Source organism: Lacrimispora amygdalina (genome assembly GCF_003432035.1).
GTDB lineage: Bacteria > Bacillota > Clostridia > Lachnospirales > Lachnospiraceae > Lacrimispora > Lacrimispora amygdalina.
Genome location: NZ_QOHO01000113.1, coordinates 16,385 through 37,892 on the forward strand (window position 1 = coordinate 16,385; position 21,508 = coordinate 37,892).

Sequence of the window (21,508 nt, forward strand, 5' to 3'; positions counted from 1 at the left end):
ATGGCTTCGCCTGTCTGCCCGGCCAAAAACAAGACTGACGCCTTCCCCTTCGGATTAAAAATTTTAAAAGAGCAGGAGAAAAGCTGATTAAATGCTTTTCTCCTGCTCAGTAACATTACTCTATTGCTCTTTGTTCCGTTTTATCACCCTCCAGATTTTCTCCGGAGTTGCTGGTATGCTTAATTCTTCGGGATAGCTTCCCAGAGAGCAGAGCGCATCTGTGATTGCAAAAAATACGGATTCTCCATAGATAAAGGGCGGTTCTCCAATCGCTTTAGACCGTTTGATCCCCAGCTCATTGATGCAGCCGTCCATCAGTTCGATATGAAATTCCTCCGGAATATCACCAATGGTAGGAATCTTATAGGTAGCCGGTGAACTGCTGAGCAGCCTTCCGCTCTCCTGATATACCAGTTCTTCCGTTGTTACCCAGCCCACACCCTGAATAAAAGCTCCCTGAATCTGTCCGATATCCACCATGGGATTAATACTGCTTGCGCAGTCATGAAGGATATGGACGGAATCAAGAGTGGTCCGTCCGGTAAGTAAATCCACTGTCACTTCAGCAACTGCAGCCCCGAAAACATAGTACAGGAATGGATTGCCTTCCCCTTTGTCCCTGTCAAAATAAATGCCCGGAGTTGCGTAAAATCCATGATCGCATAAATCAACCCTCTCGAAATATGCCTTCTGAACCAGTTCTTTAAACGCAATAAGAGGATTTTCATAATCTGTCTTCCCCTCATGAACCGGATATACAAAACCATTTTCAAATGCCGCATCTTCTCCCGGATATAACTTTAAAACCAGTTCCTTCAGCCTTCCCAAAATTTTAAGAGCAGCATTCTCCACCGCATGACCGTTTAAATCACAGCCGGAGGATGCAGCAGTCGCTGAGGTGTTGGCTACCCGTTTGGTGTTATTGCTTTCAATCCTGATTGATCCAATGGGTACTCCCAGAGTGGTTGCAGCGATCTGGGCAATCTTGGTATTGACCTCCTGCCCCATCTCGATTGCTCCGTGAGTTACAGAAACAGAACCGTCAACAAATACGTGAATTAAAGCACTCCCCTGATTTAAATGGGCGGCAGTAAAGGAAATTCCAAACTTTACAGGGGTGATCCCAAGCCCCTTTTTCCTATACCGGTTGTTCTGATTGAATACGGCAATCTCTTTTTTCCGTTCGTCCCACCGGCTGTCAGTTCTCAGTTTCTCAAATATTCTTCCAATGTCCTCACCATGATGGATTTCCTGCCCGTATGGGGCCATATCCCCCTTCCGGTACATGTTCTTCATTCTCACATCATAGGGGTCCAGTCCAAGAGTATACGCAATTCTCTCCATTACACTTTCAATTGCGAATATCCCCTGTGGGCCGCCAAAACCACGGAATGCAGTCGCCGGGTGTAAGTTTGTCTTGCAGGGTCTTCCAATAATTCTGATGTTTTCAATGTGATAGCTGTTCTCTGCATGAAGCATCGCTCTTTCTAAAACGGAAGTGCTCACATCCGCAACAGCCCCGCAGTTGGAATTAAGCTCTACACAATAAGCAAGAATCTTTCCATCTTTGTCAAACGCTACCCGGTAATCGCTTTCAAATGCGTGGCGCTTTCCGGTTGAAAGCATATCTTCATCTCTTGTAAGATGTATCAGGGCAGGACGCCCGGTATGATATGCTGCAAGAGCTGCAAGACAGGCCCAGGAAGTCGCCTGGGATTCCTTTCCTCCAAATCCCCCGCCCAGTCTTTTAATATCTACTGTAACCATATTCTGAAGCAGCCCTAAAACACCGGCCGCCATCTTCTGAATCTCGTTGGGATTCTGGGAAGAGGAATACAGGGTAATCCCGCCGTTATCTTCCGGGACAGCAAGAGTACTCTGGGTTTCCAGGTAAAAATGTTCCTGGCCCTCATTTCTGATCACGCCTTCCATATAATAAGGGCAGTCAGCAAAGACGGCCTCTACATCTCCGTGCTCAATTTTCCTCACAGGACCTACAAACTGTTCTCTTCTCACAGCCTCCCTTACAGTAAGCACAGGAGTTTCTTCCTCCACCTCAAACAGGATCTGTTCCATAGCTGCCTCTGCTTCCTTCAAGCTTTCGGCAGCAATGATTGCCACAGGCTCACCCACAAACTGCACATGGCCCTGGGCGAGACAGACCTCATCTTTAATGATTCCTCCGATCTGATTCTCTCCCGGAATATCTTCTGCAGTCAGGACAGCCGCTACCCCCGGCATCTCACTGGCTTTTTGAGTATCCAGCTTTTTGATCCGTCCGCTGGCAGCCGGACTGACCATAACTTTTACAAATAACAGGTTTCCGGGTTTCGGTATATCATCAATAAACTGGGAGCGTCCCATAACGTGATCACGTCCGCTTACATGCAGAGGCGAAGTTCCTGCCTGCCCCCACTGGCTGTTTTGTTTCATCTGTTCATTCTTCATGACCATCTGCCTCCTGACTGCTTTCATAAGCCAGATAATGTTTCATTAAAAGATTCTGCATCACAGCTTTCCGGTAGTCTGCACTGCCTCTCACATCACCGATCGGAGCTGCCTCTCTGCCAATTATCTCATAAGCTCCCAAAAAAGTTTCTTCTGTCATACTCATTCCCTCCAGATAATGGGAGGTTTCCGGCATGAAAAGTGTGGTAGGGCCCACACCTCCGCAGGCAATGGAAGCCTTTTTAATAATTCCATCTGAAATCTTTAAGGCCATGGCGGAATTAACTGCGGAAATATCCACTTCTTTTCTTTTGCTGACTTTCTCAAAGTGGATAAAATCATACTCTCCCAAAGGAATCGAAATAGAAGCAACCCACTCATCTGATTTGTTTTCCGTCTGTTTATAGCCATGATAAAACTCCCTGACAGGAACGCATCTTGTTCCTTCACAGCCTCTTAATGTTAAAACTGCATTCATAGCCATCAAAAGAGGAACCGTATCTGCTACCGGAGAAGCGTTAACAAGATTGCCTGCCAACGTCGCGGAGGATCTTACCTGCTCCGAGCACATACTTAAGACTGCATCGGAAAACTGGGGAAATAATGGCTTTACCGTATCAATAATGGCTGATAAGGTAACTCCGCCTCCAATCGTCAGCTGGTGATCTTCCCCGTATGAAATTTTTTGGAGAGACGAAACTCTGCTGATGTCCACAAGGAGCCTGTAATGCTGGTTTCTTTTCTTGATTCCCACTACAACATCGCTTCCGCCATTTAGGAACCGCAGGTTCTTCCCTGAGACAAGTTCTCCGTGAACTTTTATAAAGGCTACCAGGTTTTCTTCTGAAACAGGGGAATAATAGGCATTTACGCCGTCATCAACAAAAATATCCTCATGAACGAAAGCCAGCTGTTTTTCTTCTGTCTGATCCAGATATGAGGGGCGTATATTTTCTGAATCAATGGTTAAATCCTCCAAGTATTCCGGCACTTTCCGAATCGCTGCATATCCCGTACACCGGCAGAGATTCCCCTCTAAATATCTGCGGAATTCTTCTTTTCCGGGATTTGGTCTCTCCAGATAAAGCGCCAGTATGGACAAAATCACACCAGGTGTACAAAACCCGCACTGAGTCGCATGTGCATTTAAAACAGCTTCCTGTATCGGATGAAGCTTTTCCTTTTGTGCAAGCCCTTCTATGGTAATGAGATGCTTCCCCTCAAGCTTTGCTGCCAGATATAAACAGCCTGCTGCTGACTTATAATGTACCTTACCCTCTCTTACCTCCCCGATTACTACCGTGCAGGCTCCGCAGTCCCCCTCTCCGCAGCCTTCCTTAATTCCGTTTAACCGGAACCGGCTGCGCAGAAGCTCCAAAACTGTTGTTTCCCCATTGACTGAAATTTCTTTTAATGTTCCGTTCAGAAAGAAGCGAATCGTTTTTTTCATACCTTTCCTTACTCCTTTTCATTCCTGTTTTCCCGCTGGTCTGCACGCATTTCTTCGGGCTTTTGGATAAAAAAAAGCCCCAGGCACACGAAACACACACCAGAACAACTGCTTCGATTGAAGCGGCAGTTCAGTCTGTGCTCATGTAGCCTGGGGCAATTTAAGGTCGCCTGGTCGAGACGCTCAAACCATATTAATGAGCTTATACAAGAAGCAGTCCATATTCAAATACTTCTTTGTATCTTTACAAATAATTATACCGGATTATGCCAGATAGTCAATAAATTTTTATCAACTTCTACAGGATTTTTATACCAGCATATATTAAACTCTGTCTGTTTTCTAATATTTTCCTAATTTCATATGACCTGCAAGCTCTGTCTTGGATCTCTGCTTAATAGTCCATGCCTCATCCTTCGCCTGGGTAAATGCAGATACACATTTGGGATCAAGGTTATCCTCAATTCCTTCCTTGCATAATGCGATCATCTTCTCTGCTAATGTGATAATCTCCATGTGAATGGCATTGGTGCGGTCAGAACGGTATATTTTTTCAGCATCTTCCTCGCTGAGTTCTTCAAACTTCTCTGCTCCCACTTTACATTTGGGGCAAACTTCCGGAGCGGTCTCCCCTTCATAAACATACCCGCATACAGTACATCTGAATAATTTCATATTACATGCCTCCTAATTGAATTATTTTTTTCAATACTTGAAGATTACTATTAGTATCTCCCATGCAATTTCATTTGTCAACCGCTGCCAGAAAAATTCACCATTTATTAACAAGTTTGGGCTTCCAGAACCTGAAGAATTTCCGTTTTGCAATTCGGCGCTAATGCCAGGATTCTCTTTTCCAGCTTCTTCAGCGCTGTCCTGACTTTAGGGGCACCGATTCCCGGAGGTGCATAGATTGTAAACAGAACATCGCTTGTATCCGGTGTTATTCTTGTATCATAGTCCGGTCCTTTCAAAATACTGGAAAACACCCTGACACTGTCACTCAATATTATATCACCTGCTGCTGCAGTTACGTCTCTTCCAGAGATAGACTGGTAAGCTTCATTTCCTGCTGCCAGATCCAAACGAAGAGGTGGTTTCAGCCTGTTTAAATCGTGACCAGCAGTCAGCATCATACTCTCCAGCTCATTAAAAAACATAGACTGAAGCAGAGGTAATTTTGAATCGCATATTTTTTTCCCATTTAGCATGGAATCAAGCTGTGCCAGAAGATGATAACTTTGTCCAAACTTTTTGTAATAGGATGCATAGGCATCAACAGGACTCTGTTCTTTTAATTCTTTTCTTGTAAACCCCTCATATTTCTCCCTCAGTTCTTTCAAAAATTTGGCTTCATCTTCTTTTTTACATACCGCTCTTTCCGAAATTCCCCTTACAATGAGAACCCCCATAATGGTACCTGGATAAACTTTTTCTATATCTTTCTCAAAAATTATCATAACTGCCTCCTGTTTTATGACTGCCGTCCAATGAACAGCATGCCGAAAATAATAAAGCCTCCGCCTGCCCATTGATTCAGACCAATCGGTTCATTGAGGAAAAATAGTGACAACAGCATGGAAGTTAGAGGAATCATACCTGAAAATGCAGCTGTCGTATATGCGCCAGAGCGCTTAACTCCTTGAAAAAAAAAGATAAAAGCCAAAGCAGTGACCACCAGACCATACCAGCTTAATGCCAGCCATTCCCTCCAGCCAATGGTGGAAAGTGACAGTACAGACTGCTTATAAAATCCAGGTATCAGGGATAAAAAAAAGGCGATTAATGATACCAGATACATTTGTATCATAGGCGGAACAGAAAATAATTCTGTATCATTTCCTTCTTCCCTGTATTTTCTGGAAATAATATTGAACGTTGATTCACTCGCCGCAGCACAAAGAATCAGTAAATTTCCAACCGCATGGCTCATAGAAAATGCCGCTGAATTCTGTGGATTTTTCTGTATCAGAACAATTCCCAGAACACTGCAGGCAATGCCAAGTACAGTCCAGGAATTGCAGGTTTCCTTTAATACCAGAAATGCCAGAATGGAAGTAATCGCTGGAGTAGTTCCAGTTAGAATTCCAGCCTCCACAGTGCTTGTCAGGCCCACGCCTGTCAAGAGAAACAGGCGGAATAAAACAATCCCAAAGCCTGCCTGCAAAGTAAAAACTGCCAGATCCCTTTTCTTAAGGCCGCCAGCCAGACGGATCGATCTGATCCCATAAAAAGGAAACAGACATAAAAGCATGATACCTAAACTTATAGGTGTTACCAGACGCCCATTTAACTTTTCCGTAAGTATGGATCCGGTAACAACGGAAGTTCCCGCTAAGGAAAACCCAAGCATTAAATAAATTTTTCCAGAAATATTTTTCATATCAGTCCTTTCTCACAGCATTGCAATACAGCGAATATTTGCTATAATGATACCGTAATGAACTGGCTATAGTAAGAGCCAGTTCAGACTTATTTTTAATGGACCAGTGAAAGGAGAGAGTATGTGGGGAATTGAATTACGCACTAACAGTGAAATCAGTCTGGCTCGCCAGATTTTTCTCTCCCTTCGCAAACGTATTCTCACAGGAGATATCCTGCCAGGCGAATTATTGCCATCCACCAGGGAACTGGCAAAAGGGCTTGGAACCTCCCGCAATACTGTATGTGAAGCCTATGACATGCTGCTGACAGAAGGGTTTATTATCAGCCGGCAGGGTGCCCCCTCCATGGTAACAGAAGGACTGCATATGATACCGGGAAATGCAGGAACCACCCAGGATACAAAAAAAGAGCAGCCGGCGATTCATTGGAATTTCAAAACAGGACAGCCGGATCTGTCACTTTTTCCATGGTCTTCATGGAGCCAGATGGTTCACAGAGCATTAAACACTCTTCCTGTACACCAGTTAGAATACAGCGGTCCAAAAGGATATGAACCTTTATGCAGAGAAATTTCCAAGTGGCTGATGCGCAGCAGAAGCATGGAGGTAAATCCGGAAGATATATTTATTACCTCAGGCGCCACCCAGGCATTCTATTTACTGGTGGATATACTTTATAAGAAAAATCGGCCCTTTGCTTTGGAAAATCCTTCTCATCCAGGGATCCGCACTGTAATAAATGACCGGAATTATCCCCTGTGCTTCATGCCTGTCGACCGGCAGGGCGCCGATGTATCATGGATTAAAAAGATGGATTTATCAGCCGTATATGTCACACCTTCCCATCAGTTTCCATTAGGCGGTATTCTGCCTGCTGTGCGTCGTGCATCGCTGATTCGTCTGGCAGCAGAAAAGGATTACTATATCATTGAGGATGATTACGACAGCGAATACCGCTACAGCGGCTCACCGGTAACTCCGCTTTATTCTATGGATCCTTCCAGAGTAATCTATGTGGGAACCTTTAGCAAAACTCTGTTTCCCGCCCTGAGAATCGGATTTGCCGTGCTTCCAAAAGAACTGCAGAAAAAATGGAGGCATTTCCGGAACTATCTGGATGTTCAAAATCCTGTTTTAGAGCAGATCGCTCTTACAGAATTTTTAAAAAGCAGAAAGATGGACCGCCACGTCCATCATATGTGCAGAGTGTACGCAAAGAAGCGCGAAACCCTTCTGTCAGCCGCAAAGGAGGCATTTGGCAGCCAGATCAGCGCCTGGGGCGATGAATCCGGACTTCATGTGGCTCTTGAATTACCGGAAATAAAATTTGGAAAAGATTTTATTCCGGACTGCAGAAAGAACGGCATTCAAATACAGACCATATCCCAGTACTGCAGCGACGAAAACTGTCATACAGATAAACTTTTATTGGGCTACGGTCATCTAAACGAAAAAGAGATTCAGGATGGCATAGCAGCACTGAAATCATTGATCGATGCCACTATTTAACAAAAAAAACAGCCGGAAGACGAGGGCATGAAACACCTTTTTCTCCCGGCTGGTTTTTATTTATGATTTATCACCTTTATATCAGCTTCACTCCAAAGCCTTTCTGAACGTAAGGAAGAAATTTTAAATCCTTTTCCTTAATCTGCCCGATTACATTGAGACGTTCATCCATTGGAAGATCCACACGGGCAATTTCGAGTTCTCCCATATACCTTAAATATTTTTTATTGGATATGCAGATGCTTCCTGCTTTTCTGAAAAGCATCCCGTTTTCCCCAACCATTGTCTCTGAGGAATTCTCTTCCGCTTCAATATCCTGCTTATACAATCTGGACTCTTGGGAACGGAAAATATATTCACTTGAATCGGGTCTGTCATGATGGATCTGATCTCTAACAAATTCATAGCCTGGAGTTAAGCCGGCTTCCAGCTCCACGTAGCCCTGACTGATGCATTTCACCGCTTCCCAGTCCTTCTCTTTAATGTCCACATCTCCAACCAGCACCACATCACAGTTTCCCTGCACAGAAAGTTCCAACATGTTGAAAGCCACCTCAGCCCGATGGTTCCTGTGTTCTTCTACTGTAGGCAGACCTTCAAAAAGCGGACCCCTGAGTGTCAAACTGCCCGGTACAAATGCCATGGTTGTAAATCCCAGATACTTTAATCTGTTATTGATTTCCTTCACCTGTTTTAAGGACAAAGCGGTGAACTGTTTGGGATAAAAGTTATGGCAGGCTGCAAATCTGGTAAAATCTGCCCCATACTGTTTCCATTCCAAAAGCTCCTCTTCCATAATGGTGGAGGCATTGAAAACGACATAAAAGCTTTTGGAGATTTCAACCACTTCCCTGGGGGAAAAGCCATAATCCAGCCTTACGTGGGTAATTCCCAGAGACTTTAATTCTTCCATGCTGGCAACACCAAGCTTTTCATAGGTCTCCGGTCCCACATCTGCGATCAGGTTTAAATTTTCCTCCCTGCAGCAGTTTAAAAGCTGCCTGATGCTATTACTGTAATCCACTCCTGTCTCTTCCGGTATGTGGAGAGAGGTAAACGCATAGGAGACTCCGTTTTTTACTGCCTTTTTAATCAGTGCTTCATTCTTCTCCATTCCACTGGAGAAGTAGATGGAAATTCCTGTTTTCATTATTCTTCTCCGTATACCTCGTTGATTCTGTTTTCATCTACGCCAAAGAAGTAAGTTACTAAAAATCCGCCTGCGTAGGCAACCAGCATAGCCAGTATAAAGGACAGCTGCTGGCCAGGTTTTACAATAAGAAGCCCAAACAGCCCGGAAACACCCTGAGAAACAGTTCCCAGATGAAGAAGTGCTGCCAGCGCGCCTCCGAAGCCGCTTCCGATACAGGCAGTTAAGAATGATCTGCCAAGAGGCAGGGTAACTGCGTACATCATTGGTTCTCCAATTCCAAGAATTCCTACTGGTATGGAGTCTCTTATGTATCTTTTTAATTTCTTATTTTTTGTTTTCACATAAAGAGCAATACCAGCTCCCACCTGACCGCCGCCTGCCATCATTAAGATCGGGAGCAGATAATTGATGCCGCCTGTGGCACCAGCAGGGTCATTTAACATGGCATGAATCGGAGTCAGAGCCTGATGCAGTCCAACTGCTACCAGAGGCAGGAAGCCCGCAGACAGAATATAGCCGCCCACAACTCCCATTTTTTCGTATGCAAAACTTAATACTGCAAAGATCACTTTGGTCAGTCCGGCTCCCAGAGGCTGAATGACTAACAATGCAACGATTCCGCCAATAATGAGCACCAGAAGAGGGCTGATAAAGGTATCAATTAAATCCGGCATGTGCTTTCTGATCCGCTTCTCCAGTTCTGCGAAAAACATACCGGCAATTAACGCTGCCAAAAGACCTCCGGAAGCAGGGTTAAACGGAGCATTGGTGATCGGCAGCAGAATCTGCTTCTCATTAATTGTTGCAAGAAGAGGCATGCCTGCATTGGCTATGGACATAGCGCCGGCAATGGCTCCCAGTGCGCCTGATCCTCCGAACTCTCTTGCTGCATTGTAACCCACCAGAATAGGAAGGTATGCGAACAAAGCCCAGCCCATGGTGCGTATGCAGGCAAACCACCAGACTCCCGCCAGTGCACCGTGTGTTGAAACATTAATAACATTGCAGATACCGTTAATTAAACCTGCTGCAATAATTCCAGGAAGCAGTGCCACGAAAATATTAGCGATTTTCTTTAAAAATCTCTGGACAGGCTTATCATACTTCGCCTTTTGCAGTTCTTTATTTTCTCTTGTGACTGTCTGGATATCGCTGTCTTTTTCCCCATCGTCTGCCTGGCCTTTTGGCAGCCCGGTAAGCTTGTAAAATTCGTCCAACACCTTGTTTACCTTACCAGGTCCAAAGACGATCTGAAGGGTATTGCTTTCCACTACCCCGAGGACTCCCTCCACCTTTTTTAACTGCACTATGTCCACTTTTGATAAATCCTTCACTCCGATGCGAAGCCTGGTCATACAGGCAGCATTGGATGTGATGTTGGTTTTCCCTCCCAACAGTGATAACAGTTCTTCACTGACTTGCTTGTAATCCATTGTTCTCCTCCTTTTATTCTAATTTCATAGTTTCGGCTTAACTGGCAGACCAAAACCCCCTTTCGTTTTCTATTTCAAAGCCTGACGGACATTCCCGCCTGCTTTTAACAGCTTTTCTCTTGCTTCATTTGCATTACAGTCAGATAAAATCATAATTACGGCTGTTTTCACATGGCCGTCTGCCTGTTCCAGTACCGCTTTTGCTTCCTCTCTTTCACAGCCCGTCGCTGTCATCACGATATTCTGTGATCTCACCACAAGCTTTTCATTGCTCTGTCTGACATCCACCATTAAATTCTGATAGACCTTTCCGATTCCGATCATGCTTCCGGTTGATATCATGTTTAAAACCATTTTCTGAGCAGTACCTGCCTTCAGTCTGGTGGACCCGGTAAGAACCTCCGGTCCTGTGACCGGCTCAATGGCAAGCATTGCCTCCTTTCCGATGGCAGAATCCCTGTTGCATGAAATGGCGACGGTTTTACAGCCAATGGAACGCGCATACCGGAGTCCATGAATCACATAGGGAGTTCTGCCGGATGCAGCCAGTCCGATTACGATATCTTTTTTTAACAGGCTTATGGACTTTAACTCCTCTTCGCACAGAGTCTCGCTGTCTTCCGCACCTTCCACTGCTTCCACAAATGCCTTTTCCCCTCCTGCGATCAATCCCACAACCATCTGAGGCGGCACGCCGAAGGTAGGCGGACATTCTACCGCATCAAGGACTCCAAGCCTTCCCGATGTACCTGCGCCCACATAGATGATTCTGCCGCCTGCTTTCAGACTTTCGGCCGCCCACCCGATGGCCTGGGCTATCTGGGGAATGACTTCCTCTATTGCCTTTATAACCGTTTCATCCTCCCGGTTCATGATCCGGGCGATTTCTATAGGGGTCATCTCATCCAGACTCATGGTATCCGGATTTCTTGACTCAGTTGTCAGTTTTGATAAATCAATCATCTTTTATGTTCCTCCGTCTTTCTGTATATGAGTTCTGCCAAACTGATTCATACAGAACTCGTAATTGCGATTTACATAAGCGGTAAACAGCACATCTACCACATTTAACTGTGAAATCCTGGAAGACATAGCTCCGCTTCTGTGAATGAGCTCCGTCGCAGCCACAGGCAGAACAAAATCCGCTTCCGCCGCAAGCTTAGACTCAACCGCTCTCGTTATGGCAATCACCTTTGCACCGTTTGCCTTGGCTTCTTTGGCGCACTGAAGCATCTCTTCTGTAAGACCGGAATAGCTGATGACAATTGCCACATCACCAGCCCGTAAGTTCTTGGCTGTTAAAAACTGGGCATGCCAGTCATCACATAAACTGCAGATCACATCTGCCCTGAGAAGCTTTAAGTATAAGTCCCTCGCTACAAGAAGAGAAGTTCCAAGCCCGAACAGGGAAACTGTCCTGCTGGTTTCTAAAAGTTTCACGCAATCCGTTATTATCTTAGGTTCCAGAAGCTTTCTCGTGGTTTCCAGTGATTCAATATTTTTTTTTGTTACCTTATAAATAATATCCTCCACAGTATCCTTCTGGGTGATCTTCTGAAACGCAATATCACGGCTCTCCCGAAACAAAGCCACCTCATAGGCCAGAGTGCTCTGAAAATCCTTATAGCCTTTACAACCCAGCTTTTTACACAGCCTGACAATGGTGGCGGGAGAGGTATAGGTTTCTTTGGCAATCTCCTTAATGGTCTTTCTTAACACAGATTCCGGATTTCTCTGAAGCCTGCTTATGAGTTGTTTTTCAGCCTCTCCGGAATTTTGAACATAATCATCGATTCTTACAAGTAGACCTTTCATTCTCTGTTCCTCTCTAAAAAGCCGGAAGGAGTTCCCTGTGCTTCACAGTTGTATTGAACTCATTCTAGCGGGTTTGTATTATAGTTTCAATATGTGATAAAAATTATGAAACTTATTTTCATTATATGATGTTTTCCGGGGGATTAACAGAGGGGATTTTTCTTGAGACAGGCAAAAAAATCCCGGTTCCGTTGGAGATACCCTGATAAATGGAACCGGGAACTGACTATTTTATTTTCTCTTTGCACCAACGTAGGAGCCCATACCGCCCCCCACATTCACCACATCGAATCCTTTTTTCAAAAGAGCACTGCAGGTTCGTCTGCTTCTTGCTCCGGACTGACACATGATATAATAGGTCTTGTCCTTCATTAAATATTTTTCCGGGTTATATAATAAATTGCCCATGGGGATATTTTTTGCCGTTCTCAAGGTTCCGCTTTTAAATTCATAGGGCTCACGGATATCTATTAACTCAATACTGCCAATGAGTGGGTCTAAATCATTTACATGAATTACTTTTCCTGTATTTCTTTTTAAAAATTCAAACATATATTTTTCTCCTGTTTCCTTCAATAAATTTAATTTCATTATAAATCCTATTCTATTATTATCCGTGACTAAATCACATATACAGTCCAAAATGGCAATAAAAACCCCGGGCAGGTACACATGATCAAAAAATACCATGTGTACCCGCCCGGGGATCTTATTTTCTTATTTACAAATGCTTTCGATTCGTTCCTTTGTAATATCGCCGTCAATCTTCTCCTGTATCTTACAATCCTTAATCCAGACTGCGCAGGGACCGCTTTGGACGCCGAGGCGTTTTGCAATTCCGTCAGATTTATAGATGTCAATGCAGGATACCCGCATGCCGTTTTGATCCTGCTCAAATTCCTTGAATACAGATAAAAGCTCTCTGGATTTTGCATCAACTGCATTATAGATATAGACGAGTGAAGGCTTTCCTTCATTCATAATCTGCTGCTCAAATATCTCACACTCAGAAAGATATTTTTCTGCTCCGTAACCTGCCACTGCTCCGTCGCCTACTGCTGTTGCAACCTGCTTTAAGAATTTATCCCGCACATCACCTACTGCATAAACTCCAGGGATATTGGTTTCCATCCGTTCATTGGTAATTAAATAACCGCCGCGGTTCATATCCAGCATTCCCTTAAATATCTCTGTATTAGGCAGATATCCGATAAATAAAAAGCAGCTGTCAACGGTAACCGGAATCTTTTCTTCCGTTTTTACATTTTTTAAGACAACCGTACTGAGTCTTTCTTCTCCCTCGAAGCTGTCCACAACCGTATTCCACATAAATTCCATCTTGGGATTTGCCAGTGCCTGTGCCTTAGCAATTTCATTGCAGTCCATCTTTCCGTTTTCATGCATAACGGAAACAATCACCTTATCAGCAAATTTTGTTAAAAACATGCCCTCTTCAATTGCCGCATCTCCGCTGCCGATTACCATAACCGTTTTACCGGTGTTGGCTGCTGCATCGCAGGTAGCACAGAAAGAGATTCCTTTATCATAAAGATACAGTTCCTCGTTTTTTGCACCGGTCAGACGGGGCTTTCCGCCGCTTCCGATGATCACTGCCTTTGCCTCAAAGATATTGCGGAACGTTTCCACTTTTTTTACATCTCCCTCAAGAGATACGCTTCTTACATCGGTTAATTTGAACTCGACTCCGAACTTTTTGGCCTGTTTATGAAATAAATCCATCAGTCCAAGACCGGTGGCTCCATCAGGAAAACCAGGGTAATTTTCGATCTCATTGGTATAAGTTGCAAGTCCGCCCACCAGAGTCTTTTCAATAATCAGCGTCTTTAATTTTGCTCTTCCGCAATAAATACCTGCAGTTAAGCCGGCAGCGCCGCCGCCGATGATGACCACATCATACTGTAATGTTTTCTTTTCCATGGTATATAATCCTTTCTAAACGATTGGAGCAATCATTTCTGATTGCTCCAGCCATTACATAAAATACTTTGCCAGTAATTTGCTTCCGATAAATGCTCCCACTAAAAGGAACGCTCCAAATACCCAGCCGGATAAGGAAAAGGATGCAATTGCGGTAAACAAAGCTCCGATATTACAGCCGTTTGCAAGTCTTGCTCCGTAACCCATAAGCAGACCGCCCAGGACAGCTGCCACTACCTGGCGCAGGGTTTTAATCTTCTTTATTTTAAACTGTGATGCAAATAAGGTTGCTGCCAATGCTCCGAAGATAATGCCAAGATTTCGGATGGAACCGCCGTCTGCCAGAAAACCGGTATGAAGTTCCTGCTGCATCTTTTCCGATGCATAATAGGCCCAGCTGCCTGCATCTCCGCCCAGTGCGTTATAAACCCAGGTTCCCCAGACAGCAAATGTACTTGTCACTCCCCAGCCTTTTTCAAATACTGTGAAATGAGCAATCTGGAAAACGGAAAGTAAAACAGCTCCCGCCACATAGGTTAAAGGTTCCTTTAACAGTTTTTTGTAAATCGGATGATCACCCAGTTTAATAAAAAACTCTTTCAATTCATTCACCTACTTTCAAAGCGGTTATTATTTTGCTTTCTCAATAACGATTTCCCATTCTCCGTCATCTACTTCTTCAATTTCAACATTGTGTCCCTGTTTTCTTGCCCATTCAGGAACATTCTTCATTGCACAGCTGTGGTCAATGGAAACCACCAGCACATCACCTACCGATAACTCACTCATCTTTTTCTCAGTTTTCATTAACGGTACAGGACAAGCCTCGCCTAAACAATCCAGTGTAAATTCAGCCATTTTTTTATCTCCTTTAAATAATTTTATTTATTCAATACTTCCCATTTTCTTCTGCTGCCATTTCACAGCAGCTATGTAGAGCAATACGATAATCAGTCCCTGAACGACAATTGCTCCAAACCAGCCAAATACGTCAGGTAAAAATACCTTCGGAGCATTGGCATTTAATTTTCCCCAGAATCCCATGTCATGAGCACCCCAGACGGAACCTGCGATAAAAAATACCAGTGACAGCATCTGCATGAGGAAGCCCTCTCCCACACGCATTAAGGTTCCGGAAGCACAGCCTCCTGCAATTACCATACCAATTCCAAATAAGACAGCCCCGATGATTAACGGCAGCCCGATGGGGGATACCCCCGCCATGTTTAAATTGGAATCTCCGCCTCCCATAGCACTGGCATACTTAATTGCCACAAAACCAACGCTTGATACAGCGACTGCCACCAGGACAGCTCTTGTTACTGATGTGCTCCCTGTTATGCAGGGATCACGAAACGCTGCTGTAAAACAGAATCTGGAGCGCTGCAGGATATAGCCAAATGCGATACCAAATATCCAGTAAACCGGAAGCTTGCTGCTCCCATGCCCCAAATAGAATCCAAAAGCAATAATTAGTGCAGTAAGTAGTATAGCAAATGGAATCTGACTCTTTTTGGGCTTTCTTGTCTTACGCACTCTCTGTGTACCTGTTTCGGTACTTGAATTAGTCTCTGACACTTGAATCCTCCCTTCTACATTGATAATTATATAACGATCTTTACAGTAAAATTATATCACAATAAATTTAAAGCTGTTAATCAAGATTTTTATATGGTATAAGATATCCTTATACCCAAACAAATCTTCCCACTAGTCATGATGCCTTACATTTGTTATAATTGCCCAAGGGGAACTGTACAGAATTTTAACAGTTAGCAGTTTTGCGAGGGGAGATTCTTATGAATGTTCAAAATCTGAAGATGTTTATTAAAATAGTGGAAACGGGCAGCATCTCAAAGGCTGCGGAACTTATGAGTATCAGCCAGTCCGCACTAAGCCAGCAGCTGCGGGTCATGGAACTGGAAATCGGTGCCCGGCTCTTTGAACGCAATTATAACGGGGTCATACCTACCGATACGGGAAAAATCGTATACAGTCACGCCATGGAAATTACATCTTCTTATGACCGAATGTTTTTAGACATCTCTAACTCTCAAAATCAGAACAAAACCATACATATAATAGCCAATCCCTGCGTCTATTCCTATGCCCTGCCCTGTACCCTCTATCATGTAAAGAACAATTATCCCCAATATACCCTTCATATGGAGGTCATGACCAGCCAGAATATTGAGGAAAAAATAACAAAGGGTCAGGCAGATATGGGGATCATCATCGGCAGGCCAAAGGATAAAAATCTTTCTTCCAAAAAAGTATTTACGGACAGGTTCTGTCTGGTCGCAGGAGAAAAGATGCAGGTTCCGACCCGGTTATCATCTGAGGAACTTTATCATTATCCTCTGCTGATGCTTGACAAAAATCAGAAAACCAGGCAGCTCATAGACAGATCTTTAATAAAAAGCGGAATTCAGATCAGCAGACTTCATATTCTTTACACACTGGAATCCACAGAATCCATTAAGCTGTCAGCGATCAATGGCTTCGGGCTTGCCTTTCTGCCCTACATGGCAATAAAAAAAGAGCTTTACCATAAGCAGCTTTGCATCATTGACTGTCCCGGGCTGGAGTTTGAGAATGATTATTACTCCATTAAACGTTCCAATGATGTACCTGCTTCTCCTGAATCGGCAAAGCTCATAAAATATATTGAAAAAATATTAAAGGACACTATCTGCTAGCAGTAATAGTGATCTCCCATACGCCGTTCATCACCTCATCCAATTGGTAATCCAGTTTATTGGCTTTACAAAAGGATTCCAGATTTGAAATGGTGCAGCTGTGATCCGTAACCAGCAGATAGTCTTCTCCTTTTTGTATGGAATCCATAACTGCCTGCAGTTTCATTACAGGAACCGGGCAGATCTCGCCCAGACAGTCTATTTTTTTCATACTTTTCCCTTTCCTCTTTTCACTCCGAAACGCATGGGGCAGACAGTTCTGCACCGATTGCATTCTACTGTTTCAAAGCCCCGCTTTGTTTTTCCATAGCTGTATTGTCTGCATGGTTTCTGCTCCACAAACCCTTCCTTAATGGACCCCTGAGGGCAGTTCTCTATGCACAGACTGCAGCTGTCCGGGCAGATGGAAACAGCAGGTTCATCTGGTTCTGTTTCCAGATCTGTGAGAACGCAGCCCACGACCAGGCGGTTTCCAAATTCTTTATTCAGAAGCAGCGTATTCTTTCCCATCGTACCAAGGCCTGCCAGGCATGCCGCATGCTTCATGGATATAAGACCGCGCCCTTCCAGCTTCTCTTCATCCCAGTATTCATAGGGAGAATCACATGGCAGAGGAACTGCGCGGGCTTCAAACCTATCTTCAATCAGCTTTGCAGTCTGTAACGCGATGTGGTCAACCTGCGGACAGGCCAGACTGTTATAATGAGAATAAATAAAACGGGAATCCACTTCATATAACCCGCGTGGTAAAGCTATACCAAATACAACAACGCTTTTACAGTCAGGAAAAATGCTGCAGGGTTGAAAGCCATCCGGTGCCTGATTAAACCCTTCTGCGCCCGCAAATCCACACACATCCGCGCCTGACTGAAGAACTGCGTTACGAATTTTTTCCTTCATATCAACCTACCTCGTCTTATCCGGATTTATGAATTGCCCATCTTTTTCTTTGACCCAATAAAGAGTCCCATCGTTTGTCCGGTCCATAAATCCGTATTCAATAAGCGCTCTTCGAATGGCGGCATTATCCTCATAAATCCTTTTTAAAATACGGTTTAACTCCTTCTCCTCATATTGTTTACCAGGCGCAAAATTCTTTACGATTTCGCTTAATACGACCAGCTTTTTCTTCTCTCTGGCAGGTATGCTTTTTAAACCGCCCTTGTCATCAAAATAGGTTTTTCTGATGCTTTCAATTTCTTTATCCGTGATATTATAGCGGTCATCCACCATGGTAGCCGAACTGTGTGCATCATGCAGCACACTTCCTTCCAGACGGCTGATTTCCTTTTGTGTCTGTTCAGACAGCAGTTCCATCATGGCCAGAAAAACCTTCGCCTGCTTTTCTTTTTCCCTTAATTTGTACTTATGGTTTCGAATGGTTGAATCTGCAACGCCTAACGCAGAAGCCACTTCCTTATCCGACAGCCCCTGTGCAATAAGCTGAAGCACCTTCTGCTGTGCCTGGGTAATTCCGGTATTGGCACAGCTCATATTCAGAACATAGGAAAGCATGGATCCATGTTTTTCTTTTATATGCTCTTTCATTGATCTTTCTGCATCATAGAAAAGCCCGGCCTTTTCATAGATCCGGCCTTCCAGAAAGCTTTCTTTGCAGATTACACAGGTATACGTCTCTCCCTCTTTGATATACCCGTTTTTTAGTTCATCCTTTGATGCGTCCCCAAAAATAGTATCATCTCCTTTATACTTTATATAAGCAATATATTAACACTATTATTATTTTATGTCTATATATTTATAGTCTTTTTTTAAATTTGTTTATATGAATAATTAAATCCGTTTTTATAAAAAGCCACTGCAGAGTTTTACTTTGCAGTGGCTTTTTATGGCATTAAAACAGTTTACCCTTAATTTTTATTTTCTTAACAGCTTTTTTTTCGCAATCCCCGGTTTCGTCATATTCATGGGATCCAGCACTAAATTTACGTCAGCCGGAGACAGTATTCCTTTTTTTATTATCAGCTCTCTTACCGGTCTGCCTGTCCGAATAGCCTCTTTTGCAATCTCCGCCGAATCTCTGTAACCGATGTGAGGACATAAAGCGGTAATGACTCCTACACTGTTTTCTACTAATTGACGGCATCTCTCTTCATTTGCTGTTATACCGGTTATACAGTGATCCACAAATGTCTGCACGGCATAAGTCAGGGTATCAATGGATTGAAACAGGGAATAAAATACAATGGGTTCAAAGGCATTTAACTCTAACTGCCCCGCTTCAGCGGCTAACGTTATAGTCAGGTCGTTCCCAATAATATGAAAAGCCACCTGATTGACCACCTCAGGAATGACCGGATTTACCTTACCCGGCATAATGGACGATCCATTCTGCCTTGCCGGAAGATTTATTTCTCCAAATCCGGTTCTTGGTCCTGATGACATCAGCCGTAAGTCACTGGCTATTTTTGATAGCGTGACAGCGCAGGCTTTCACCGTTCCGGAAACAGCCACAAAGGAATCCAGACTTTGAGTTGCATCAAAAAGATCGGAAGCCTGTATTACATCAATGCCGGATAACTCTTTCAGCTTTGGAACAATCCGTTTCATATACTGTTCATCCGCATTAATTCCGGTTCCTATGGCAGTGCCGCCTAAATTTACATATCTTATTTCTTCAAGCGCTTTTTCTATACGGATCATATCCCTTCTGACAGCAGTTGCATACGCGTGGAACTCCTGCCCCAGACGTATGGGTACCGCATCCTGCAGCTGGGTTCTTCCCATCTTAATCACATGATCGAATTCCTTCGCTTTTTCCTCAAATGCTTTATACAGGCGTCCCAGCTGTTTTAATGCTTTCTTTGTAAGAACAAAACACGTCATTTTGCCTGCTGTGGGAATCACGTCATTGGTTGATTGTCCGCAGTTCACATGATCATTGGGATTAATCAGGCTGTAGTCCCCTTTTTCTCCACCCAGGATCTCGATTGCTCTGTTTGCAATTACTTCATTGGCATTCATATTCAGGGAAGTTCCTGCTCCGCCCTGTATGGGATCCACAATAAAATATTCCAGGAGCTTTCCTTTCAGCAATTCATCGCATGCCTGGACGATTGCCATAGCAATTGTTTCATCCAGTAAGCCAGCTTCAAAATTTGTAATTGCAGCAGCTTTTTTAATATAAACCAGATTTTTAATGATCTCCGGATGCATCTTCAACCCGGTAATATTGAAATTTTCTTTTGCTCTTAAGGATTGAATACCATAATAGGCATTCCTGGAGACATTCAACTCTCCAATAATATCTTTCTCCAGACGATACCCTTCCTCTTTATCATCCAAACTGTTTTTCATAGGATTCCCTCACTTTTTACAAATGTTTGATATCTGATTCTTGTAATAAGTATATAAAACATTTATACTATAATCAAATATCAATTGGTTTATAATTATCATAACTCTACACTTATATGGAGGCGACTATGTTTTCCGGCAAAGAATACGTTTATGAGGTCTACAAAGAAAAGAGTTTCTCGAAAGCAGCTAGCAATCTCTTTATTTCCCAGCCCTCTTTGAGTTCCACCATCAAAAGAATCGAGAACAAAATCGGTATGCCGATTTTTGACCGAAGCACTACACCGGTTGGGCTGACCGAGTGCGGGCTTAAATACATACAGGCAGCGGAATCAATCATGGCCATTGAGCAGGACTTTCATAATTATCTTGATGATGCCAGGAACTTACAGACCGGAACTCTTACCATCGGAGGCAGCAATTTATTTACTTCTTATGTCATACCCCCTCTGATTTCCAGTCTGCACCAGAAGTATCCAGGAATTAACGTAACGATTATAGAAGATAATACCAGCAATCTTGAATCCCAGCTATTGCTTGGTTCACTGGATTTTATCGTAGATAACAGCACCCTTTGCGAATCCAAGTTTGATTCGTTTTTATACAGAGAAGAACATTTAATGATCGCGGTTCCACAAAAATACGAGATTAATAAAGATCTTCAGGAATATCAGGTTACTCTGGAACAGATCCGGACAAATGCCTGTCAGGACCCTAATGTTCCTGTAGTGCCGCTGATGGCATTTAAGGATTATCCCTTCATAATGCTGAAACCAAACAATGATACCATGCAAAGGGGAGCTCATTTGTGTAAAGCAAATGGTTTTAAGCCTGATATCCTGTTTGAACTGGATCAGCAGTCAACTGCATATCACATTGCATGCTCCGGAATGGGAATCTGTTTTGTCAGTGATACTCTTTTATGTAAATCACCGGCACTGAAAGACATGGTCTATTACAAGCTTGACGAAGAAAAAAGCAAACGTAATATCTGTTTCTTTTGCAAAAAGAACCGGTATATTACCTTTGCCATGTCTGAATTTTTGAAATTGATTTCTTAACTGGTATTACTTTTTTTACAACTAACACCCTTTAAATTCCTTTTTAGTATCTTTTCACTTTTCGAAAGCTCTTCCACAAAAAAACAGCTTTCGAAATTTCCCATTCACACAGGGAGGCATTAAGATATTTACGTACCTGCAGCAAATCCAGTTCCCCCTGTTCCTCCGGTACAATCCATGCTGCCAGTATATCCTGACCTCCCTTTTTCAAAGTCTTCACCGCAGCTTCAGCAATACCTGGGCAGCCTGCCAGTACATTTTCTATTTTCACGGACATCACCTTACGCCCGTTTACATTGC

At 43.5% G+C, this 21,508-nt stretch carries 22 protein-coding genes and 1 riboswitch; of the genes, 3 read left to right on the forward strand and 19 right to left on the reverse strand.

Features of this window, described 5'->3' with window-relative positions:
* Positions 1-120: 120 nt before the first annotated feature.
* The 5 genes from xdhB to DS742_RS26545 all read right to left on the reverse strand — a co-directional run bounded on the left by xdhB (position 121) and on the right by DS742_RS26545 (position 6,281).
* Positions 121-2,448 (reverse strand): xanthine dehydrogenase molybdopterin binding subunit, encoded by a 2,328-nt coding sequence (gene xdhB, locus DS742_RS26525; RefSeq protein WP_170313606.1) that lies wholly within the window; start codon positions 2,446-2,448, stop codon positions 121-123.
* Entirely contained in the window at positions 2,438-3,898 is a 1,461-nt protein-coding gene (locus DS742_RS26530) for a xanthine dehydrogenase small subunit (RefSeq protein WP_117419921.1), read from the reverse strand. The genes xdhB and DS742_RS26530 overlap by 11 nt, the downstream gene beginning before the upstream one ends.
* Before the next feature lie 126 nt (positions 3,899-4,024).
* Positions 4,025-4,128: riboswitch (purine riboswitch) on the reverse strand.
* 112 nt (positions 4,129-4,240) lie between these two features.
* A complete protein-coding gene (locus tag DS742_RS30170) occupies positions 4,241-4,573 on the reverse strand; it encodes a rubredoxin-like domain-containing protein (protein WP_117419922.1) in 333 nt (110 codons plus the stop codon).
* A 107-nt stretch (positions 4,574-4,680) separates the two neighbouring features.
* A complete protein-coding gene (locus DS742_RS26540; RefSeq protein WP_117419923.1) occupies positions 4,681-5,358 on the reverse strand; it encodes a hypothetical protein in 678 nt (225 codons plus the stop codon).
* A gap of 14 nt (positions 5,359-5,372) precedes the next feature.
* Positions 5,373-6,281 (reverse strand): DMT family transporter, encoded by a 909-nt coding sequence (locus DS742_RS26545; protein WP_117419924.1) that lies wholly within the window; start codon positions 6,279-6,281, stop codon positions 5,373-5,375.
* Positions 6,282-6,402: 121 nt separating this feature from the next.
* On the opposite strand from DS742_RS26545, the gene pdxR reads away from it, so the two are divergent.
* Positions 6,403-7,791, forward strand: coding sequence for a MocR-like pyridoxine biosynthesis transcription factor PdxR (gene pdxR, locus DS742_RS26550; protein ID WP_117419925.1), 1,389 nt, complete (start codon positions 6,403-6,405; stop codon positions 7,789-7,791).
* Between the two features lie 76 nt (positions 7,792-7,867).
* Here the strand turns inward: pdxR and DS742_RS26555 are convergent, their stop codons facing one another.
* The 9 genes from DS742_RS26555 to DS742_RS26595 form a co-directional block, all read right to left on the reverse strand.
* Positions 7,868-8,941, reverse strand: coding sequence for a MupG family TIM beta-alpha barrel fold protein (locus tag DS742_RS26555; protein ID WP_117419926.1), 1,074 nt, complete (start codon positions 8,939-8,941; stop codon positions 7,868-7,870).
* Positions 8,941-10,377, reverse strand: a complete 1,437-nt coding sequence (locus tag DS742_RS26560; protein WP_117419927.1) for a PTS transporter subunit EIIC — start codon at positions 10,375-10,377, stop codon at positions 8,941-8,943. The genes DS742_RS26555 and DS742_RS26560 overlap by 1 nt, the downstream gene beginning before the upstream one ends.
* Before the next feature lie 69 nt (positions 10,378-10,446).
* The gene (murQ, locus tag DS742_RS26565) at positions 10,447-11,340 is read right to left on the reverse strand and encodes an N-acetylmuramic acid 6-phosphate etherase (protein ID WP_117419928.1); all 894 of its coding nucleotides are present in this window, start codon (positions 11,338-11,340) and stop codon (positions 10,447-10,449) included.
* Positions 11,341-11,343: 3 nt separating this feature from the next.
* Positions 11,344-12,192 (reverse strand): MurR/RpiR family transcriptional regulator, encoded by an 849-nt coding sequence (locus DS742_RS26570; protein ID WP_117419929.1) that lies wholly within the window; start codon positions 12,190-12,192, stop codon positions 11,344-11,346.
* 231 nt (positions 12,193-12,423) lie between these two features.
* Positions 12,424-12,744, reverse strand: coding sequence for a rhodanese-like domain-containing protein (locus DS742_RS26575; protein WP_117419974.1), 321 nt, complete (start codon positions 12,742-12,744; stop codon positions 12,424-12,426).
* A gap of 165 nt (positions 12,745-12,909) precedes the next feature.
* Positions 12,910-14,130 carry an FAD-dependent oxidoreductase gene (locus DS742_RS26580; protein WP_117419930.1) on the reverse strand — a complete coding sequence of 407 codons (1,221 nt, stop codon included), beginning with the start codon at positions 14,128-14,130 and terminating at the stop codon, positions 12,910-12,912.
* A gap of 54 nt (positions 14,131-14,184) precedes the next feature.
* On the reverse strand, positions 14,185-14,733 hold the full coding sequence (locus DS742_RS26585) for a YeeE/YedE thiosulfate transporter family protein (RefSeq protein WP_170313607.1): 549 nt from the start codon (positions 14,731-14,733) through the stop codon (positions 14,185-14,187).
* A 27-nt stretch (positions 14,734-14,760) separates the two neighbouring features.
* Complete coding sequence (locus tag DS742_RS26590) at positions 14,761-14,988, reverse strand: sulfurtransferase TusA family protein (RefSeq protein WP_104434092.1); 228 nt, start codon at positions 14,986-14,988, stop codon at positions 14,761-14,763.
* A gap of 27 nt (positions 14,989-15,015) precedes the next feature.
* A complete protein-coding gene (locus tag DS742_RS26595; protein WP_117419931.1) occupies positions 15,016-15,708 on the reverse strand; it encodes a YeeE/YedE thiosulfate transporter family protein in 693 nt (230 codons plus the stop codon).
* Between the two features lie 221 nt (positions 15,709-15,929).
* On the opposite strand from DS742_RS26595, the gene DS742_RS26600 reads away from it, so the two are divergent.
* Complete coding sequence (locus DS742_RS26600) at positions 15,930-16,829, forward strand: LysR family transcriptional regulator (protein WP_117419932.1); 900 nt, start codon at positions 15,930-15,932, stop codon at positions 16,827-16,829.
* On the opposite strand, the gene DS742_RS26605 is transcribed toward DS742_RS26600, so the two are convergent.
* The 4 genes from DS742_RS26605 to DS742_RS26620 form a co-directional block, all read right to left on the reverse strand.
* Positions 16,819-17,040 carry a sulfurtransferase TusA family protein gene (locus tag DS742_RS26605; RefSeq protein WP_117419933.1) on the reverse strand — a complete coding sequence of 74 codons (222 nt, stop codon included), beginning with the start codon at positions 17,038-17,040 and terminating at the stop codon, positions 16,819-16,821. The two genes, DS742_RS26600 and DS742_RS26605, sit on opposite strands and share 11 nt — an antisense overlap.
* Positions 17,037-17,729: an epoxyqueuosine reductase gene (locus DS742_RS26610; protein ID WP_117419934.1), complete on the reverse strand. Its 693-nt coding sequence runs from the start codon at positions 17,727-17,729 to the stop codon at positions 17,037-17,039. Before DS742_RS26610 ends, DS742_RS26605 begins: the two co-directional genes overlap by 4 nt.
* Positions 17,730-17,735: 6 nt before the next feature.
* Positions 17,736-18,377, reverse strand: a complete 642-nt coding sequence (locus tag DS742_RS26615) for a DUF2087 domain-containing protein (protein WP_367575514.1) — start codon at positions 18,375-18,377, stop codon at positions 17,736-17,738.
* 330 nt (positions 18,378-18,707) lie between these two features.
* Entirely contained in the window at positions 18,708-20,147 is a 1,440-nt protein-coding gene (locus tag DS742_RS26620; RefSeq protein ID WP_117419936.1) for an aspartate ammonia-lyase, read from the reverse strand.
* Between the two features lie 128 nt (positions 20,148-20,275).
* Here DS742_RS26620 and DS742_RS26625 point away from each other — a divergent pair, with 128 nt between their 5' ends.
* Complete coding sequence (locus DS742_RS26625) at positions 20,276-21,208, forward strand: LysR family transcriptional regulator (protein WP_117419937.1); 933 nt, start codon at positions 20,276-20,278, stop codon at positions 21,206-21,208.
* Between the two features lie 43 nt (positions 21,209-21,251).
* Here DS742_RS26625 and DS742_RS26630 read toward each other — a convergent pair whose 3' ends face one another.
* On the reverse strand, positions 21,252-21,479 hold the full coding sequence (locus tag DS742_RS26630) for an AMP-binding enzyme (protein ID WP_170313608.1): 228 nt from the start codon (positions 21,477-21,479) through the stop codon (positions 21,252-21,254).
* Between the last annotated feature and the right edge of the window lie 29 nt (positions 21,480-21,508).

Bases quoted from the DNA above. Each gene is read 5' to 3' on its own strand.
- xdhB (WP_170313606.1), bottom strand. From the start codon at position 2,448: ATGAAGAATGAACAGATGAAACAAAACAGCCAGTGGGGGCAGGCAGGA.
- DS742_RS26530 (WP_117419921.1), bottom strand. From the start codon at position 3,898: ATGAAAAAAACGATTCGCTTCTTTCTGAACGGAACATTAAAAGAAATT.
- DS742_RS30170 (WP_117419922.1), bottom strand. From the start codon at position 4,573: ATGAAATTATTCAGATGTACTGTATGCGGGTATGTTTATGAAGGGGAG.
- DS742_RS26540 (WP_117419923.1), bottom strand. From the start codon at position 5,358: ATGATAATTTTTGAGAAAGATATAGAAAAAGTTTATCCAGGTACCATT.
- DS742_RS26545 (WP_117419924.1), bottom strand. From the start codon at position 6,281: ATGAAAAATATTTCTGGAAAAATTTATTTAATGCTTGGGTTTTCCTTA.
- pdxR (WP_117419925.1), top strand. From the start codon at position 6,403: ATGTGGGGAATTGAATTACGCACTAACAGTGAAATCAGTCTGGCTCGC.
- DS742_RS26555 (WP_117419926.1), bottom strand. From the start codon at position 8,941: ATGAAAACAGGAATTTCCATCTACTTCTCCAGTGGAATGGAGAAGAAT.
- DS742_RS26560 (WP_117419927.1), bottom strand. From the start codon at position 10,377: ATGGATTACAAGCAAGTCAGTGAAGAACTGTTATCACTGTTGGGAGGG.
- murQ (WP_117419928.1), bottom strand. From the start codon at position 11,340: ATGATTGATTTATCAAAACTGACAACTGAGTCAAGAAATCCGGATACC.
- DS742_RS26570 (WP_117419929.1), bottom strand. From the start codon at position 12,192: ATGAAAGGTCTACTTGTAAGAATCGATGATTATGTTCAAAATTCCGGA.
- DS742_RS26575 (WP_117419974.1), bottom strand. From the start codon at position 12,744: ATGTTTGAATTTTTAAAAAGAAATACAGGAAAAGTAATTCATGTAAAT.
- DS742_RS26580 (WP_117419930.1), bottom strand. From the start codon at position 14,130: ATGGAAAAGAAAACATTACAGTATGATGTGGTCATCATCGGCGGCGGC.
- DS742_RS26590 (WP_104434092.1), bottom strand. From the start codon at position 14,988: ATGGCTGAATTTACACTGGATTGTTTAGGCGAGGCTTGTCCTGTACCG.
- DS742_RS26600 (WP_117419932.1), top strand. From the start codon at position 15,930: ATGAATGTTCAAAATCTGAAGATGTTTATTAAAATAGTGGAAACGGGC.
- DS742_RS26605 (WP_117419933.1), bottom strand. From the start codon at position 17,040: ATGAAAAAAATAGACTGTCTGGGCGAGATCTGCCCGGTTCCTGTAATG.
- DS742_RS26610 (WP_117419934.1), bottom strand. From the start codon at position 17,729: ATGAAGGAAAAAATTCGTAACGCAGTTCTTCAGTCAGGCGCGGATGTG.
- DS742_RS26615 (WP_367575514.1), bottom strand. From the start codon at position 18,377: ATGAAAGAGCATATAAAAGAAAAACATGGATCCATGCTTTCCTATGTT.
- DS742_RS26620 (WP_117419936.1), bottom strand. From the start codon at position 20,147: ATGAAAAACAGTTTGGATGATAAAGAGGAAGGGTATCGTCTGGAGAAA.
- DS742_RS26625 (WP_117419937.1), top strand. From the start codon at position 20,276: ATGTTTTCCGGCAAAGAATACGTTTATGAGGTCTACAAAGAAAAGAGT.